The 17,205-nt window shown below is 58.1% G+C and carries 17 protein-coding genes and 1 tRNA gene; 12 read left to right on the top strand and 6 right to left on the bottom strand.

Annotated elements, in window-relative coordinates; translation table 11 throughout:
* The first annotated feature begins 194 nt into the window (after nt 1-194).
* Complete coding sequence (locus tag D1823_RS04820; protein WP_117868856.1) at nt 195-629, top strand: hypothetical protein; 435 nt, start codon at nt 195-197, stop codon at nt 627-629.
* Nucleotides 630-640: 11 nt separating this feature from the next.
* Here the strand turns inward: D1823_RS04820 and D1823_RS04815 are convergent.
* From D1823_RS04815 to pdxH, 4 genes are all read right to left on the bottom strand, one after another.
* A tRNA-Pro gene (locus D1823_RS04815) sits at nt 641-717 on the bottom strand.
* Nucleotides 718-760: 43 nt separating this feature from the next.
* Nucleotides 761-1,228, bottom strand: a complete 468-nt coding sequence (locus D1823_RS04810) for a DUF192 domain-containing protein (protein ID WP_117868855.1) — start codon at nt 1,226-1,228, stop codon at nt 761-763.
* A 5-nt stretch (nt 1,229-1,233) separates the two neighbouring features.
* Nucleotides 1,234-1,740 carry a cold-shock protein gene (locus D1823_RS04805; RefSeq protein WP_371415306.1) on the bottom strand — a complete coding sequence of 169 codons (507 nt, stop codon included), beginning with the start codon at nt 1,738-1,740 and terminating at the stop codon, nt 1,234-1,236.
* Between the two features lie 142 nt (nt 1,741-1,882).
* Nucleotides 1,883-2,488, bottom strand: coding sequence for a pyridoxamine 5'-phosphate oxidase (gene pdxH, locus D1823_RS04800; protein ID WP_117872743.1), 606 nt, complete (start codon nt 2,486-2,488; stop codon nt 1,883-1,885).
* A gap of 135 nt (nt 2,489-2,623) precedes the next feature.
* On the opposite strand from pdxH, the gene fabI reads away from it, so the two are divergent.
* From fabI to trpE, 5 genes are all read left to right on the top strand, one after another.
* A complete protein-coding gene (gene fabI / locus D1823_RS04795; protein WP_117868853.1) occupies nt 2,624-3,430 on the top strand; it encodes an enoyl-ACP reductase FabI in 807 nt (268 codons plus the stop codon).
* A gap of 4 nt (nt 3,431-3,434) precedes the next feature.
* Nucleotides 3,435-3,944 carry a xanthine phosphoribosyltransferase gene (gene gpt / locus D1823_RS04790; RefSeq protein WP_117868852.1) on the top strand — a complete coding sequence of 170 codons (510 nt, stop codon included), beginning with the start codon at nt 3,435-3,437 and terminating at the stop codon, nt 3,942-3,944.
* 21 nt (nt 3,945-3,965) lie between these two features.
* Nucleotides 3,966-5,141, top strand: a complete 1,176-nt coding sequence (locus D1823_RS04785; protein WP_117868851.1) for an aminotransferase — start codon at nt 3,966-3,968, stop codon at nt 5,139-5,141.
* A gap of 80 nt (nt 5,142-5,221) precedes the next feature.
* Nucleotides 5,222-7,063, top strand: a complete 1,842-nt coding sequence (locus tag D1823_RS04780; RefSeq protein ID WP_117872742.1) for a peptidylprolyl isomerase — start codon at nt 5,222-5,224, stop codon at nt 7,061-7,063.
* Nucleotides 7,064-7,074: 11 nt separating this feature from the next.
* Entirely contained in the window at nt 7,075-8,586 is a 1,512-nt protein-coding gene (gene trpE, locus D1823_RS04775; RefSeq protein ID WP_117868850.1) for an anthranilate synthase component I, read from the top strand.
* A 58-nt stretch (nt 8,587-8,644) separates the two neighbouring features.
* Here the strand turns inward: trpE and D1823_RS04770 are convergent, their stop codons facing one another.
* Entirely contained in the window at nt 8,645-10,102 is a 1,458-nt protein-coding gene (locus D1823_RS04770) for a polysaccharide deacteylase family 2 protein (protein ID WP_254683796.1), read from the bottom strand.
* Nucleotides 10,103-10,276: 174 nt separating this feature from the next.
* On the opposite strand from D1823_RS04770, the gene D1823_RS04765 reads away from it, so the two are divergent.
* The 6 genes from D1823_RS04765 (at nt 10,277) to lexA (ending at nt 15,102) form a co-directional block, all read left to right on the top strand.
* Nucleotides 10,277-10,858: an aminodeoxychorismate/anthranilate synthase component II gene (locus D1823_RS04765; RefSeq protein WP_117868849.1), complete on the top strand. Its 582-nt coding sequence runs from the start codon at nt 10,277-10,279 to the stop codon at nt 10,856-10,858.
* A complete protein-coding gene (trpD, locus tag D1823_RS04760) occupies nt 10,855-11,874 on the top strand; it encodes an anthranilate phosphoribosyltransferase (protein ID WP_117868848.1) in 1,020 nt (339 codons plus the stop codon). The genes D1823_RS04765 and trpD overlap by 4 nt, the downstream gene beginning before the upstream one ends.
* Nucleotides 11,871-12,683, top strand: coding sequence for an indole-3-glycerol phosphate synthase TrpC (trpC, locus tag D1823_RS04755; RefSeq protein WP_117868847.1), 813 nt, complete (start codon nt 11,871-11,873; stop codon nt 12,681-12,683). Before trpD ends, trpC begins: the two co-directional genes overlap by 4 nt.
* Entirely contained in the window at nt 12,683-13,156 is a 474-nt protein-coding gene (gene moaC, locus D1823_RS04750) for a cyclic pyranopterin monophosphate synthase MoaC (RefSeq protein WP_117868846.1), read from the top strand. Before trpC ends, moaC begins: the two co-directional genes overlap by 1 nt.
* Complete coding sequence (gene glp / locus D1823_RS04745; protein WP_117868845.1) at nt 13,153-14,325, top strand: gephyrin-like molybdotransferase Glp; 1,173 nt, start codon at nt 13,153-13,155, stop codon at nt 14,323-14,325. The genes moaC and glp overlap by 4 nt, the downstream gene beginning before the upstream one ends.
* 78 nt (nt 14,326-14,403) lie before the next feature.
* The gene (lexA, locus tag D1823_RS04740; RefSeq protein WP_117868844.1) at nt 14,404-15,102 is read left to right on the top strand and encodes a transcriptional repressor LexA; all 699 of its coding nucleotides are present in this window, start codon (nt 14,404-14,406) and stop codon (nt 15,100-15,102) included.
* Here the strand turns inward: lexA and D1823_RS04735 are convergent.
* A complete protein-coding gene (locus D1823_RS04735) occupies nt 15,096-17,144 on the bottom strand; it encodes a ComEC/Rec2 family competence protein (RefSeq protein WP_117868843.1) in 2,049 nt (682 codons plus the stop codon). The two genes, lexA and D1823_RS04735, sit on opposite strands and share 7 nt — an antisense overlap.
* Between the last annotated feature and the right edge of the window lie 61 nt (nt 17,145-17,205).

The following is a 17,205-nucleotide window of genomic DNA, read 5'->3' as shown; positions in this document are numbered from 1 at the left end:
CAGCTTCATCCACGGCAAATTTCCGCCGGCGCTTGGAAGTCTCATAACGAATTCCCGTTTTTACCAGCATAGTTATCAGCATTTGATCAACTAATGGCATGCTGGTTACGCTGAACGAGAATCAACACCGTTCGGGCAGACGGACCCGCGCCCTGCACAAAACGGTGCCCCCAAGAGGGAGGAGACTCAAACGAATGAAGTTGCTTCGTTTTATCCCGGCGGTAGCCTGCATCGTGGCGTGCGCACCACAAGATGTGCCCATCGCGTCACGCAGCGCACAGTTTGACACCTTCCCTCAGCGCCTGTTCGACACGTTTGAAACCAGTTGTTCGGGCCCCGGCGAGTCTTTCAAGAAAACCAGGAATCAAGTTTTTGAATGCAGTGAATTCCTGCCTCCCAAGGCGACGGCTTATCTGATTCTGAACTATGACGGCCATCCGCAGGATCTTCCTCAAAGTGTCATGCGCCTTACATCAACGAAAACAAACGCCGGATATCGCGTAGACGCACGCGTTTTCTTCCACGTGCCGCAAAAATCCGGCACCGCAGTTGAAGTTCCAGTTGAAAGCAAGGTTTTGGACCAGGCCATCAGCGAGCTCTACCAGTCAATGGGAGGCTCGCCGAATTAGCTTGATGGAAATGGTCGGGGCGGCAGGATTCGAACCTACGACCCCCTGTACCCAAAACAGGTGCGCTACCAGACTGCGCCACGCCCCGGACCGTGCGCCTTCCTAACGATGCCGATCTGATTTGAAAAGCCCTAACAGGGCCAAATTGCGGGTCCTTGCGAAAAAATTTCGTGCTTCATCTCTGTCCCGGGCGCGATGGAGTAGCGCGCAGACAATCCGCCATTAATTTCCAACACCGCAAAAACGGAATCGCCCCCTTCAATCGGCGTAAGATCACCCGGAATCGCCCCTTCATGCACACGCGTCACCAAACCGGTGCGATCCACAAAAATCATATCAAGCGGGATCAGGGTGTTCTTCATCCAGAAGGCAACAGGCTGCGGCGGATCAAACACGAACAACATGCCGGATCGAGTCGGCAACGATTCGCGAAACATCAACCCGCGAGCTCTCTCCTGCGGCGTGACAGCGACTTCGACGTTAAACTGCACCGTCGCACTGTCATTTCTGAGCGCCACCCGGTCCGACCTGCATGCAGCAACAGCACTTCCTGCCCACAACGTTAAGAATATGGTCAAGACTGCCAGAATCCGTTTCATGCGGTTCAGCTATCCAATGCTGCTTCCCAGGCCAGAACCTGCGCGGCCATCCGGCCACGCTTGCCGTCGATCACTCTCATGGCCAGCGCTTCGCCGGGCTGAAGATCAGCGAGCCCCGAGCGGCGCAACACCTCAATGTGAAGGAATACGTCTTCGTTACGCCCAAAGACATTCGCAAATCCGAAACCTTTACCTTTGTCGAACCACTTCACCCGCGCGGCTTCCAGGGGCGCTTCTGCAATAACCTCCGGATCCAGCTCGGCGAAGTCGGCAAGCATCATCGAGTCGGTCCGCGCCGGCGGATCAATGGCGACAACCTCTACCGCCTGAACCCCCCGGTCCGTGCGGTGAGTCATGATTTCAATGCTGGCACCGTCCGCAACCGAGCTCTGGCCGAAATTGCGCAGAACATTCACGTGCAACAGGATATCAGGGCCGCCCTCTTCGGACACAACAAAGCCATAACCCTTGGCAGGGTCGAACCATTTTACGTGTCCACGGACGCGGTACATGTTGTTCAGGTCTTCTGGCACGGTTTTCCCATCGCGAATATCAACAGTTCGTTAAGGGTTTGTTGTTTATGGGAATGGCAGGCAAATTCAAGCTGAAAAAATCCTTTATTTTCTGCTTGTTGCATTTCACGACACGTGAACGTCATGGATTCAACCTTTCAACATGCCACGCCGATCCCGGCTCAATTCGTTGCCATCTGAACCGATCATGCAAGCGGAATGCTCCATCGGCCCAGAACTCAATCTCTGTAGGCGTCAATCTGTACCCGCCCCAAAATGGCGGACGCGGTGGATTCGGCCCAAGTTTCGCGGTCACTTTTGCGACCTCTGCCATCAAAGCTGTCCGGCTCGAAAGCGGTTGCGACTGCTTTGAAGCCCACGCGCCCAGCCGGCTTTTCAATGACCTTGATGCATAATACTCATCTGCCTGGGGCCCGTTTTCACGACTTATTGTACCACGAACACGAAGTTGACGCCGCAAAGATTTCCAATGCATCACAAACGCAGCTTTTCCGGCGGTGTCCAGTTCTCTGGCTTTGGCACTTTCGTAGTTGGTAAAGAAAACAAACGAATCCGCTTCGATTTCCTTCAACAACACCATGCGTGCATTGGGCAAGCCATCCGGGTCAACGGTTGCAAGCGCAATCGCATTCGGATCGTTCAGTTCGGTTTCTTCAGCCTCAGCCAACCACCGGGCCGCTATTTCAAACGGATCGGAGCCAGCAAAGATGCCATCACGCTCGGTCATTTCCATCCCCTGGAAAGTATTAACGACGAACCTAAGGCGAGAACCCGCTGCGGGCAAGAGCGCACGGCCTTGATGCAACGCAACCAATGGCATAAACCAACTCAACATAACGCGAAGACAGGCGGAGAACCGAACATGTCAAATCAGTTGATGGCCGGCAAGCGCGGCCTCATCATGGGACTGGCCAATGACAAATCAATAGCATGGGGAATCGCCCGCGCCTTGTCGAATGCCGGGGCCGAGCTGGCCTTTTCCTATCAAGGCGACGCTTTGAAAAAGCGCGTCGACCCACTGGCGGCGCAATTGGCGAGCGAAATCGTTCTGCCCTGCGACGTCAGTGACGAGGCATCTATTGATGCGCTTTTTACGGCACTGGAAGAGAAATGGGGCAAACTGGACTTCGTCGTTCACGCCATCGGCTTTTCTGACAAGAACGAACTGCGCGGCCGGTATGTCGACACCAGCCGCGCCAATTTCAAACTGACGATGGATGTGTCGGTCTATTCTTTCACAGCAGTGATGCAGCGCGCAGAAAGGATGATGTCCGAAGGCGGTAGTGCCTTGACGCTTACGTACTACGGGGCCGAACAGGTCATGCCGCATTACAATGTGATGGGGGTTGCCAAGGCCGCGCTTGAGGCGTCGGTCAAATACCTGGCTGAAGATCTGGGCAAGGATGGCATCCGGGTGAACTCTATTTCAGCCGGCCCGATCAAAACTCTGGCCGCCAGTGGTATCGGTGACTTCCGCTATATCATGAAGTGGAATGAATACAACTCTCCCCTACGTCGGAACGTGACCATTGACGATGTCGGAAACTCGGCCCTGTATCTGTTGTCGGATCTGTCCAGCGGCGTAACCGGTGAAAACCTGCACGTGGATTCCGGGTATCATATTGTCGGCATGAAGGCCGTTGACGCACCGGACGTTGAAAAAGGTTAAGAACATGAGCGCCAAAGACCGCCTGCCCCACGAAAAAGGCTTTCACATCAGCTGGGACCAAATTCATCGCGATTCGCGAGCACTGGCTTGGCGTCTTGACGGGCAAGGGCCCGATGATGGCAACTGGCGGGGTGTTGTCGCGATCACGCGCGGGGGCATGGCGCCTGCAATGATCGTCAGCCGCGAACTGGACATCCGCACAGTCGATACGATCAGCGTACGTTCATACCACCATCAGGAACAGGGTGAGGCAGAGGTGTTGAAAGCTCCGGACGTCGATCTGATGGGTGACGGGACCGGTATTCTGATCATCGACGACCTTGTAGACAGTGGAAAGACGCTGGAACTGGTGCGGGATATGTATCCGAAGGCACATTTCGCAACGGTTTACGCCAAACCCAAGGGCCGCCCGATGGTGGATACCTTCATCACCGAGGTCAGCCAGGACACATGGATCTTTTTCCCATGGGATATGGCCCTTCAATATGTCGAGCCGTATCGCGGCACCGATTGATTCCAGAACAGTAGACCGCACATGACGCTCAGCCGTACCGCCGCAACATTCGCACCTCCGGTGATGGAGGCACGCCGATGGGTCGAGGGCGTTGCGTTCTCATCCGACCGCCCGTTGATCAACGTAAGCCAGGCGGCCCCGGTCGATCCGCCGCCGCTGGCCTTGCGGCAGGCCATGGCCGAGTTTGCCGTTCGCGAAGACAGCGCACATCTTTATGGCCCAGTTTTGGGCAATGACGATCTGCGCGCTGAACTGGCGGCGCAGATCAGTTCTCACTATGCCGCACAGGTAGATGCACCTCGGATCGCCATCACATCAGGCTGCAATCAGGCGTTTTCGGCCGTGATATCGGCGATCACCGGCGAAGCGGATGAGGTCATTCTGCCAACCCCATGGTATTTCAACCATAAAATGTGGTTGGACATGGCCGGAGTACAGGCCGTGGACCTGCCGACCGGCGATGACCTTCTACCCGATCCAGAGCGTGCGCGCGATTTGATTACGGACAAGACCCGCGCCATTGCACTGGTCACGCCCAACAATCCGGGCGGTGTCGAATACCCTGCCGAACTTGTCAGGGCCTTCTATAACCTGGCCCGTGAAACCGGGATTCGCCTGATCGTCGATGAAACCTATCGCGATTTTGACAGTCGCAGTGGCCCCCCTCATGATCTGTTTCAGCAACCAGACTGGGACGAAACCCTTGTCCACCTGTACTCTTTTTCCAAGGCTTATCGTCTGACGGGCCACAGGGTTGGCGCCATCGCGACAAGCCCGGCGCTGTTGGCCGAGGTGGAGAAATTTCTGGACACGGTCGCCATTTGCCCGGGCCAGATCGGCCAGTTCGCAGCGTTATGGGGGATGCAAAACCTGTCGCAATGGCTGGCCGGCGAGCGCGATGAAATTCTGGACCGCCGCGCAGCCATTGCAGAAGGGATTCCGGCGCTTGAAGTCCGGGGGTGGCGACTTTTGGGACTTGGAGCCTATTTCGCCTATCTCGAACATCCGTTTGACATGCCGTCGGATGAGTTTGCCCGTCGTCTGGTCAGCGAAGCAGGTGTGCTGCTGTTACCCGGCACCATGTTCATGCCGGATCATGACCCGGCCGGAAAACGACAGGTTCGCATTGCTTTTGCCAATCTGGATCGGGCCGGGCTGGGTCAATTGTTCGACCGGTTGCAGGACCTGTCCTTCTAAGCTTGCCCCTCGGCGGTGTGCGTCGTATTCAGGGCCGCAACCGACAGGGCAGAACTCTGCTGAAAAAACAAGAGGGCATCATGGCCGCAGGCGCTAAAAGTCTTTCGAAAACCTTTGTCTGGATTCTGATGGGCCTGCTGATGCTGGGCCTTGCGGGATTCGGCGCGGTCAACCTCAGCGGGACGATCCGCACAGTTGCGCAAGTCGGCGACGAAAGCATCTCGGTCGAAGATTATGTGCGCGAATTGCAGCGCGAGATCCGAGCGGTCGAAGCACAATCCGGGCAACCTTTGCAGATGTCGCAAGCGCGCGAGCTCGGTCTGGACCGAAACGCCCTTGCCCGCCTGACCGCTTTGGCAGCGCTGGATAACGAGGTCGGTCAGCTTGGGATTTCCATCGGCGATGAGAATCTTCAGCAAGAGATCATCTCGATTCCGGCGTTTCAGGGTGTCAACGGAACTTTTGACCGTGAATCCTATCGCTTTCAGCTGGAACAGGTCGGCATGACCGATTCCGAATTCGAATCCGATCTGCGCAAGGAATCCGCCCGAACGATCGTACAGGGCGCAATCATGGGCGGCGTGAAAATGCCGGCAACGCTGACGGACACGATGGTCGACTACATCGGTGCGCGGCGCAGCTTTACGGTCGCAACCGTTGGAACCGAAGCGCTGGATACACCCGTGACCGACCCAACGGATGCGCAGATCCAGACATTCTATGATGACAACGGTGACCAGTTTACCCTGCCCCGCACCAAGAAACTGACATATACGATTCTGTCGCCTGCAATGTTGGTTGACACGGTGGAAATCGACGAAGACGCGCTGCGGAAGCTTTATGAAGAACGGTCCGACGAATACAACCAGCCCGAACGTCGCCTGGTTGAACGCCTGAACTTCTCGAACGAACAGGCCGCCAATGACGCTTTGGCGCAGCTTGAAGTTGGTGGCACGACCTTTGAACAGTTGGTTCGGGATCGCGATCTTGAACTCAACGACATCGATCTGGGCGACGTGACACGTGAGGATCTGGGCGATGCTGCGGACGCCGTATTTGCGGCCGAGCTTGACACAGTCGTAGGCCCGTTGCCTTCGGTGTTTGGTCCGGCCCTGTTCCGTGTCAACGGATCACTGGCCGCGAACAATGTTCCATTTGAAGAGGCCGAGCCGGCACTTCGGGAAGAGTTGGCGACGGAACGCGCCCGCCGTCTTATCGAGGCGCAATCCGAAGATATCAACGACATGCTGGCCGGCGGTGCCACTCTGGAAGAACTGGCTGAAGAAACCGAAATGGAACTGGGTCAGATCGACTGGACCCGCGACAGCGCTGAAGGCGTTGCGGCATATGACGGGTTCCGAGCGGCCGCGGAAGCTGTGCAGGAAGGGGATTTCCCTGAAATCGCATTCCTCGAAGACGGGTCAGTTTTTGCCCTGCGCCTGGACGAGGTTCTGCCGCGCCGCCCAGAACCACTGGAGAGCGCACGCGACCGTGTCGCTGCGGCCTGGCAACAGACCGAGGCCAACAAAGCCCTGCGGGAAAAGGCGGATGCCATACTGAACCAACTGGCCACTGACGGTGATTTTGCCACGACCGGTCTGCCCTTCCGCGTCGAAAACGCCCTGACCCGTACCGCGTTTCTGGATGACGTTCCTGCCGATTTCATGAACGAAGTATTCGCCATGGAACCCGGCGAGTTGCGCGTTATTGGCGGCAACGGAGCGGCCTGGATTGTACGTCTGGATGAAATCCTGCCTCCGGAAGATACGGATGAACTGCGCCAGTTGCATGATGCCTTGAGCACACAGATGGATCAGGCTCTGGCACAGAATATTTTCAACGCCTACGTGCGTGATGCCCAGACCCGGGCGCGCCCCGTCGTGGATCAGCAGGCTCTGAACGCCGTGCAGGCGAGCTTTTAAACGAGACCGATATGGCCCTGACACCCGAATTCGACACCTTCGCGCGCGCCTATGAAGCGGGCGAAAACCAGGTGGTTTACACACGTCTGGCCGCCGATCTGGACACACCTGTGTCACTGATGCTCAAGCTGACGGGCGCGCAGAAAGACGCGTTCATGCTGGAATCGGTGACGGGCGGTGAGGTGCGTGGCCGCTATTCGATCATTGGTATGAAACCTGATCTGGTCTGGCGCTGTCGCGGCGAAACATCTGAGCTGAACCGCTCGGCCCGTTTCGATTCCGAGGCGTTCTCGCCTCAAGATGGCAACCCGATGGACAACCTGCGGGCGCTTCTGGCCGAAAGCCGAATGGAATTGCCCGATGACTTACCCCAGGCCGCTGCCGGGCTGTTCGGGTATCTGGGATATGACATGGTTCGGCTGGTGGAATACCTTCCGGATGTGAACCCCGATCCCCTGGGTCTGCCCGATGCGATCATGCTGCGCCCGTCTGTCATCGCGGTGCTGGATGGGGTCAAGGGTGAGGTAACAGTGGTTTCACCCGCCTGGGCCAGTGACGGTCAATCCGCCAAAGCTGCGTATGCGCAGGCGGCTGAGCGTGTAATGGATGCGGTCCGGGATCTGGAACGCGCGATGCCCGCAGAAACCCGCGATCTGGGTGACGCGCGCGAAGTCGCCGCACCGGTGTCGAACTTTACCAAGTCCGGCTATATGGAGGCGGTTGAAAAGGCCAAGGAATACATCCGCGCGGGTGACATTTTCCAGGTTGTTCCGGCTCAACGCTGGACGCAGGATTTTCCGCTGCCGCCCTTCGCACTCTACCGTTCCTTGCGGCGCACGAATCCGTCGCCGTTCATGTTCTATTTCAACTTCGGCGGTTTTCAGGTCGTGGGCGCAAGCCCCGAGATTCTGGTACGTGTGTTTGGCAATGAAGTGACCATTCGCCCCATCGCTGGCACCCGCCCTCGCGGCGCGACGCCAGAGGAAGACAAGGCGAACGAGCTTGATCTTCTGGCCGACAAGAAAGAACTGGCCGAGCATCTGATGCTGCTGGATCTGGGTCGTAACGATACCGGTCGCGTTTCAAAGATCGGAACCGTGCGTCCGACTGAAGAGTTCATTATCGAACGCTACAGCCACGTGATGCACATTGTGTCGAACGTGGTGGGCGAACTGGCCGAAGACAAAGACGCGCTGGACGCTTTCTTTGCCGGGATGCCGGCAGGCACGGTCTCGGGCGCGCCCAAAGTTCGCGCGATGGAGATCATCGACGAGCTGGAGCCTGAAAAGCGCGGCGTCTATGGCGGCGGCGTCGGCTATTTCAGCGCGGGCGGCGACATGGACATGTGTATCGCCCTGCGCACGGCCATCGTGAAAGACCAGAAACTCTATATCCAAGCCGGCGGTGGCGTCGTTTATGACAGCGATCCCGAAGCCGAGTTCATGGAAACCGTTCATAAATCCAACGCCATACGGCGCGCCGCGGCAGATGCCGCCCGGTTCACCGGGAACGGAAACGGCTAAAAAAACAAGGGCGGCCGATCAGATGATCACCGCCCCTTATCGTTGCTTTCTGCGCGGTTCACTGCACCTGTTTCATCATGACAGCCGAGATCGGAGCCATTGCCACACGGTTGCCCCGATCTTCCAGCCCCCACAGCAACAGGGCTGAAATCGTCTCGGGACGCACGCGCCCCAGCATGACCACTGTCCCTTCCTGACCGGCACGGAAAGCGGCCTGATCCAGGAACCTGCGCATGATTTTGGGGTCCTGCCGTGCGCCGTCTATATCACGGAAAACGACACTGGACGGAATTCCGTTTCGGGCTGCCAGCTTCTGCACAGTGTTGAGCCCATTGTCCTGCGTAATCAGCCCCCGGCCGGTTCCCGCAGCAATCGCAGCGACCTGATCGGCCAGTTTGCGATTGCCCTGAATCCCGCTGTTCACGCCTTCCAGAATACCTACTGTTTCCGGCAGGGTATCCAGCCACACCGACAGCGACACTTCGGCATCCTGTGCGCTTGCCGCCTCGGGCAGATCCGCCAGGGCCAGCACCTCGAACCCGGCCTCGCGGTGACGTGCCATCTTTTCTGCCGCGTCAGGATCCGATGGATTCACGGCGAAGCTGATCGGATACGGAAAGTCCTGCAACGCCTCGGACCCGAAAGCGCCCTCGTCATCAATCAGAATGATCGACATCAACGGCTTGGCTTCGGGGTTTTCGAACTTTGCCGCAAAACGCTCGATCGGTTTGGCCGATTTCGGCTGTTCAACCGAGGCCTGTTCCACGACGGGCTCATCATCGCGTTCCGTTAACGGTGCGACACGTTTTCCGATAAATGAACTGGCACTTGCTTCCTGCTCACCCCCGATCTGGGGCAGCGCAGCAATACGCGGCAGTTCGCGTGGCAGGGTGTCTTCATCCCCTTCCACAGCAATCGGGCTGTTTTCAAAGGGGTTCTGTTCTTCGGCCTCTGTCGTCTCTGGCTCCGGTTCTGGCACGGCCTGTGGCAGAGGGTCTGGTTCGGGCGCAAGAACGGCCACCTCGGTGTTCTCGGGCTCTGCTGGCGGGGCCGGTGTTTCATCACTTACGGCAGGCAGCGCATCGTCTGGCTGAATCGCCGGAACCTGACTTGGCTCTGGCAGGGCGGCAGGTGCTTCGGTCACAAAAGACACTTCATTTGCACCTGCTGCTTCCGGTTGGTTCAGCGCGTCCGTTGCCGCGCCAACAACTGGCTGAGAATCGACTGATGTTTCCAGACCCGACAGATCGGCCAGATCCTCGCCGGCGTCATCGGCGGCTTCTGGCGCACGCGGAGCCAGTTCCACGAGGTCAGCATCGGAACCAGCCTCAGCCACTTCAGCCGGAGCCTCTGGTGTTTCAGAAATCGTCGGCGCCGGTGCTTTGGTTGCGACAACCGGGGTATTCACCATCGGTGTCTTGAGAGACACGACCGCACCCAAGATCAAAACAACGACCGCCCCAGCGACCATTCCTCCGAAAAATCCGCCCATTTTCCTGCCTTTCGCCTCTTTCATCTGCCTCGTCCAGCTCTGCGCCATCTGGTGTGGCGCTCGGCCAATTGAACGCGTCAGAAACGGTATGTCCTCTTGACGCTGCCGCTCAAGCCTGAGCATGTATGTGCGGACATTATACCGTGGCCCGGGGCTGCATCGCCAGCCCGAAATGCCCAAGCGAAGATAAGTGCCCATATGCTGCTGCTGATCGACAACTACGACTCGTTTACCTACAATTTGGTACATTATTTAGGCGAACTTGGTGCCGAAATGGTCATTCGTCGCAATGATGCGCTGGATGTGCAGGAAGCGATGGCCATGAACCCTGCCGGCATCCTGCTGAGCCCCGGTCCCTGCGACCCGGATCAGGCGGGGATTTGTCTTGCACTGACACAAGCTGCTGCCGAAACCAAAACACCACTATTGGGGGTTTGCCTGGGCCATCAGACCATAGGTCAGGTGTTTGGCGGCAAGGTGGTTCGATGTCACGAGATCGTTCATGGCAAGATGGGCACGGTGAAGCACACCGGCAAAGGCCTGTTTGCCGGACTGCCCTCACCCTTTGAAGCAACCCGGTATCATTCGCTGGTGGTCGAGCGCGAGACCCTGCCCGATTGCCTGGAGATTACGGCCGAGCTGGAAGACGGCACCATCATGGGACTGCAACACAAGGAATTGCCGATCCACGGTGTGCAGTTCCATCCGGAATCCATCGCATCCGAGCACGGCCACGCCCTTCTCAAGAACTTCCTGCAAGAACTGAAAGTCCCGGCATGAGCGACGCGCTTAAACCGCTGATCGGAGCCGCTGCCGATCGCCCTTTGACTCGTGATGAGGCCGAAAAGGCCTTTGCCATATTGTTCGATGGCGAAGCCACGCCCAGCCAGATCGGCGGTTTGCTCATGGCCATGCGGACGCGCGGTGAGACGGTCGATGAATATGCTGCGGCCGCGGCCGTGATGCGCGCGAAATGCAATGCCGTGAACGCACCTGAGGGAGCGATGGATATCGTAGGCACCGGTGGCGATGGCAAAGGCACCCTGAATATCTCGACCGCGACAGCCTTTGTCGTGGCCGGTGCTGGAGTAACGGTCGCGAAACACGGCAATCGCAACCTGAGTTCTAAATCCGGCGCGGCGGACGCATTAGGCCAGATGGGCATCAATGTCATGGTTGGCCCACAAGTCGTTGAGAACGCGCTGAAAGACGTCGGAATTGGCTTCATGATGGCGCCAATGCACCATCCTGCCATCGCCCACGTAATGCCGACCCGGCAGGAACTGGGAACGCGCACGATTTTCAATATTCTTGGCCCCCTGACCAACCCTGCTGGCGTCAAACGACAATTGACCGGCGCCTTCAGCCGTGATCTGATCCGCCCGATGGCCGAAACGCTTGGTCTGCTGGGGTCGGACCGGGCCTGGCTGGTGCATGGCTCGGACGGGACGGACGAGCTTACGATCACCGGCATCAGCTGGGTCGCCGCTCTGGAAGACGGGATCGTGAAAGAGGTCGAACTGCACCCAGAAGACGCAGGTCTTCCCGTGCATCCTTTCGAAGAAATCATCGGTGGCACACCCGAGGAAAACGCCGTTGCGTTCCGGGCTTTGCTGGACGGTGACCCGTCAGCGTATCGTGACGCCGTGCTGCTGAATTCGGCCGCCGCTCTGGTCGTCGCAGAGGCCGCAAACGATCTGCGCGAAGGCGTGGCCATGGCTGCTGACAGTATCGACAGTGGCAATGCCAAAAACAAAATCACGGCCTTGGCCGCCAAGACACAGGAAGCCGCATGACCGAAACCGTTCTAGACAGAATCAAAACCTACAAACTGGAAGAAGTCGGGGCGGACAAAGCCCAGAAATCTTTGGAAACACTGGAAGATGAGGCACGGGCCGCCTCGGAAACACGTGGATTTGCGAAGGCTCTGCAATCCGCATCTCGCCAAGGCTATGGCCTGATCGCAGAGATCAAGAAAGCCAGCCCGTCCAAGGGTCTGATCAGACCTGACTTTGATCCACCCGCTCTTGCAAAGGCTTATGAAGATGGTGGCGCGGCGTGTTTGTCCGTCCTGACTGACACCCCCAGTTTTCAAGGCAGGAAAGAGTACCTGACGCAAGCACGCGAGGCGACATCTCTGCCCGCTTTGCGTAAGGATTTCATGTACGACCCGTATCAGGTGGTCGAAGCACGCGCCCTGGGTGCGGATTGTATTCTGATCATCATGGCCTCGGTCAGTGATGATCAGGCGGCTGAACTGGAAAACACTGCATTCGATTGGGAGATGGACGTTCTGATCGAAGTCCACGACGAAGCAGAGCTTGAACGCGCGGCACAACTGAAAAGCCCTCTGATCGGTATCAACAACCGCAATCTGAAGACATTCGAGACAACGCTAGACACGACGCGTCGCCTGTCCAAGCTGGTGCCCGCCGATCGCACCATCGTTTGCGAAAGCGGACTGAGCACGCCAGACGATCTGAGGGACATTGCGCGGTATGGGGCCCGCTGCTTTTTGATCGGTGAAAGTCTGATGCGCCAGGACGATGTCGAAGCGGCAACGCGTCACATCCTGTCTAAACCGCTGATCCCCGGAGTAATGTGATGCCGCTGACCCATTTCGATGCCCAAGGTCAGGCGCATATGGTCGATGTCTCGGCCAAGGACGTGACAGATCGTGTCGCCGTCGCCGCAGGTCACATCAAGATGGCGTCAGAAACCTTTGAAATCATTTCGGAAGGCCGCGTTAAAAAAGGCGATGTTCTGGGTATTGCCCGTTTGGCCGGCATTATGGGTGCCAAGAAAACGCCGGACCTTATTCCGTTGTGTCACCCTCTGCCGGTGACCAAAGTGGCGGTCGAGCTGACACTTGACCCGGATCTGCCGGGTGTTCTGATCGAGGCCACCGTCAAGACCTCGGGCCAGACCGGGGTTGAGATGGAAGCGCTGACCGCCGTATCGACAGCCGCCTTGACGGTATACGACATGACCAAGGCAGTCGATAAGGCGATGGAAATAGGCGGCATTCGCGTTCTGCTTAAAGATGGCGGTAAATCAGGGCGTTACGAGGCAAAATGATTACTGTCGAAGAGGCGCGCGCCCTGCTGTTCGATCTTGTGGGACCATTGCCGGCAGAAGAGGTTCCACTGGCCCAGTCCGCAGGGCGTGTTTTGTCGCGGGACGTCACGGCCACGCGGGACCAACCGCCTTTTGCCGCGTCTTCGATGGATGGCTATGCAGTCAAATCTGACGAGGTCGAACCGCACGCCATGTTCAAAGTTGTGGGCGAGTCAGCAGCCGGACGTCGTTTTGAGGGCACTGTAGGCCCCGGACAGGCAGTTCGCATCTATACTGGCGCCCCCGTGCCCGATGGCGCGGATTTCGTTGTGATTCAAGAGGATACAGACCGCCGCGGTGATCTTCTGACAATCACGGAAACACCCGGCACCAAAACGAACATCCGACCCGCTGGCGTGGATTTCAAGGCTGGCACATCCATATCCGCACCGCGTTTGATCCGCGCTGAAGATGTTGCCTTGATGGCCGCGATGAATATCCATCGAGCCCCTGTGTCACGCAGGCCCGTGATCGCCCTCATCTCGACCGGTGACGAGTTGGTCATGCCCGGGGAAGAACCCGGCCCGGATCAGATCATTGCCTCGAACACATTCGGCCTGCAGGCAATGCTCGAAGGATTGGGCGCTCTGGTTCGCGTGCTTCCAATTGCACGCGACACAGTATCATCGCTTGAAACCGCCTTCGAACTTGCGCGGGGTGCAGACCTTGTCGTGACGATCGGCGGGGCGTCGGTTGGCGATTATGACCTCGTGTCGGACGTCGCGCAGGGGTTGGGGATGAAGCAATCTTTCTACAAGATCCGAATGCGCCCCGGAAAACCCCTGATGGCCGGTCGTATCGGCGAAGCGGCCATGGTCGGGTTACCGGGTAATCCGGTCAGCGCCATGGTCTGCGGCTATCTGTTTCTGGCTCCGATGGTGCGCCGGATGCTGGGGCTTGAACAGGTGCTGCCCCCCTTCCGCACAGCACGGCTGAGAGGTCCCCTGCCGGAGAACGGGCCGCGCGAACACTATATGCGCGCCGTGGTCACTGATGGCGGAATCGAAGCTTGCGCAGATCAGGACAGTTCCCTTCTCAGTGTACTGGCCCAGTCCAACGCGCTGTTGGTCCGTGCCCCACACGATCCGGCGCGCGACATCGGGGAAATGGTTGAATACCTGCCGATCTAGGATGTTCTCAAATTTGTTGACACAAAACGTGAACATGCGTAGAACAAAAGAAAACGCATGAGCGACGAGGTGTGAGCGATGCTGACCAAGAAGCAATTGGATTTGCTGGAATTCATCCACAAACGCGTGCAGGCGGACGGTGTTCCGCCCAGTTTTGATGAAATGAAGGCTGCTCTCGACCTGCGGTCGAAATCCGGCATTCACAGGCTGATCACCGCATTGGAGGAACGCGGGTTTATCCGCCGCCTTGCCCATCGCGCTCGCGCTATTGAGATTGTGAAATTGCCCGAAAGCCTTGGCGGCGAGCCGACGGCCGGCTTCACGCCCCGCGTTATCGAAGGCGACAAGCCCAAGGGCCCTCGCCCTGCGAATGTAGAACCTGTATCGGTGGACGCGCTGGAGTTGCCAGTCATGGGCCGGATCGCAGCCGGTGTTCCCATCGAAGCGATCAGCCATGTTTCGCGTCACGTGGCCGTCCCTGGCCCCATGGTTTCGGGACAGGGTCAGCACTATGCGTTGGAAGTTCGCGGCGACTCGATGATCGACGCTGGCATCAATGACGGTGATGTGGTCGTCATTCGGGAAACCTCGACCGCGGATAACGGTGACATCGTCGTTGCCTTGGTCGAAGATCAGGAAGCGACCCTCAAGCGGTACTTCCGCCGCGGCAATGCAATCGCGCTGGAGGCTGCAAACCCGGCCTATGAAACGCGCGTCCTGCCCGACGAGAAGGTCAAGGTTCAAGGCAGGTTGGTCGGACTGATCCGCACCTATTGAGCCTGCTTGAAATGACGGTCCCCGGCAGGTTTTGGGGACCAAAGCCGATGGCCGGTCATGTCTGCGCTTGAGGTCAGCTTTCCGTTCGAAACCGACAGGCTGCCGGTTTTGTACAACCGTTCCGGATCAAATACCCCGCACGAACCTTGCAGGGTAAGCGCAACAGCCGAGATGATGATCTGGTTATCCCGACATTCATCAAACGCCTGCGCCGCCCTTTTTCCGGTGATATGGATGATCTCATAGTCCTTCAGCGGGTATCGTTGAACGATGCTGCTGTCCGGCCATCTGAGCGCCGCCTCAATCTGATCAACGCCGTCTCCGTCATTTTCAAGCCAGACACCGGCGACAAACCCGCTTCCTTTGCTTTTGCTGAGGGCCCTGCCCTTTTCGGTCATCACGCCCACCAATCCGCCGTTTTCCGCAATCAGGACATCCGGTCTGTGCCCCGAGTTCCAAAGCAGAAATGCCAAGACAACAGGCATTGCTCCGGCCCATCGCGCTTTTCCCTGCCATAAGGCCATCCATAAGGCGCCAAATGCGACCAGGGGCAGGATGTACCAAGGCGGGCTGACAACAAAACTCTGCGCGCCCTCCAGGTGCGACACCCAGCCGGAAACCGTAATGATCCAATGCAACGCCCACCCCATGACAGTCAGGGCAATTGCCTCCAGTCCAAACGGGGCCAGAAGCGCGGCAATGACGGCAGAGGGCACGACAAAAAGGCCCATGACAGGTACGGAAAGCAGGTTTGCCAGCAGACCGTAATGGGACATCGTATTGAAATGCGCCGCACCAATGGGGGCTGTCGCAAGACCAGCAATTGCAGATGACATCACCACGCCAACGACTGGTTTCAACCAGTTTGGGCCGGGCAACGGGCCTGCCTCTCGCAACGCTCCGAAGACTGCAACCAACGCTGTGGTTGCGGCGAACGACATTTGAAATCCGGGGCTCAGCAGCGACTCGGGTCGAAGAACCAGCACGATTACTGCGGCAACAGCAACCGCACGCAGCGAAATCGCACGTCTGTCGATCAACACGGCACCCAGCATCACACTGACCATGACAAAGGCGCGTTCGGTCGCAACGTTGCCCCCGGACAACAACAGATAAAGGGTTGCGGCACAAAGCGCGAGCACAGCGGCCACTTTCCGAACTGGAAGTCTCAACGCCACAGGAGGGCACAGCGACAGACCCAATCGGCAAGCCACGAACACGAAACCGGTCAAAAGCCCCATATGGAGCCCGGAAATGGCCAGCAGATGCGCCAGATTTGAAGCCCGCAAGGATGATAACGTCTCCTGCCCCATCCCACTGCGATCTCCGGTGGTGACGGCCGCGGCAAATCCACCGATTTCTCTGGGCAGGATCTGCCTTACCCGCTGCGAAATGGCCATGCGGATCGCAGTGACCCGAATGCCGTCGATCCCCTCTGTCGCTGGTGTGATGGTCATGACCGGGACGCGGGTATAGCCGACCGCGCCCAAACGTTGAAACCAGGCATGGCGGCGAAAGTCGAACCCTCCGGGCTCTACCGGGCCTTGCGGCGGCGAAAGATGACCCGTGGTCATAATGCGCTGCCCCGGAGCGATAGTGCCCGCCGGACCATGAACGGAAAGACGGATGCGCTGCGGCCTGCGCTCCTGAGGTACATCCCCTATACGTACCTGATCAAGCGTCAACCGCAACGCATCCGAGGCAGACCGATCCATGGCGACGACCCTCCCCTCGACAGGGCCATAATATCGCCACGACAGAACCGGCTCTGCCACCATATGGGCGCGAACGCCTGCAAGAATGAAACCTGCAGTGATCAGCGCCCCCCCGATTGCCAACGTTCCCACCCCCGGTGGCAGCCGGCGGCACAAGGCGACAAGAGCGATTCCAAGACAGGCAAGGCCAGAATAAACTGACCAATCCGGCTCGACGCGGACGCCGAAATACAGACCAATCCCCGTTGCCAGCAAAACCGGCGTCCAGGGGAACAGGTACCCTGTCTGATGCAGCAGCGCGGCCTCGACCCGTGCAAGAACACGCATGGTTGCCCCCGTCCTTCGGGCTCGTTAGACAGGCGTCAAACTATGCCAGATACGGTTACCA

It is taken from the genome of Ruegeria sp. AD91A, from assembly GCF_003443535.1.
Classification (GTDB): Bacteria; Pseudomonadota; Alphaproteobacteria; order Rhodobacterales; family Rhodobacteraceae; genus Ruegeria.
Note: the sequence above shows the minus strand (reverse complement) of the source record. Positions and strands in the feature narration are given on the sequence as shown.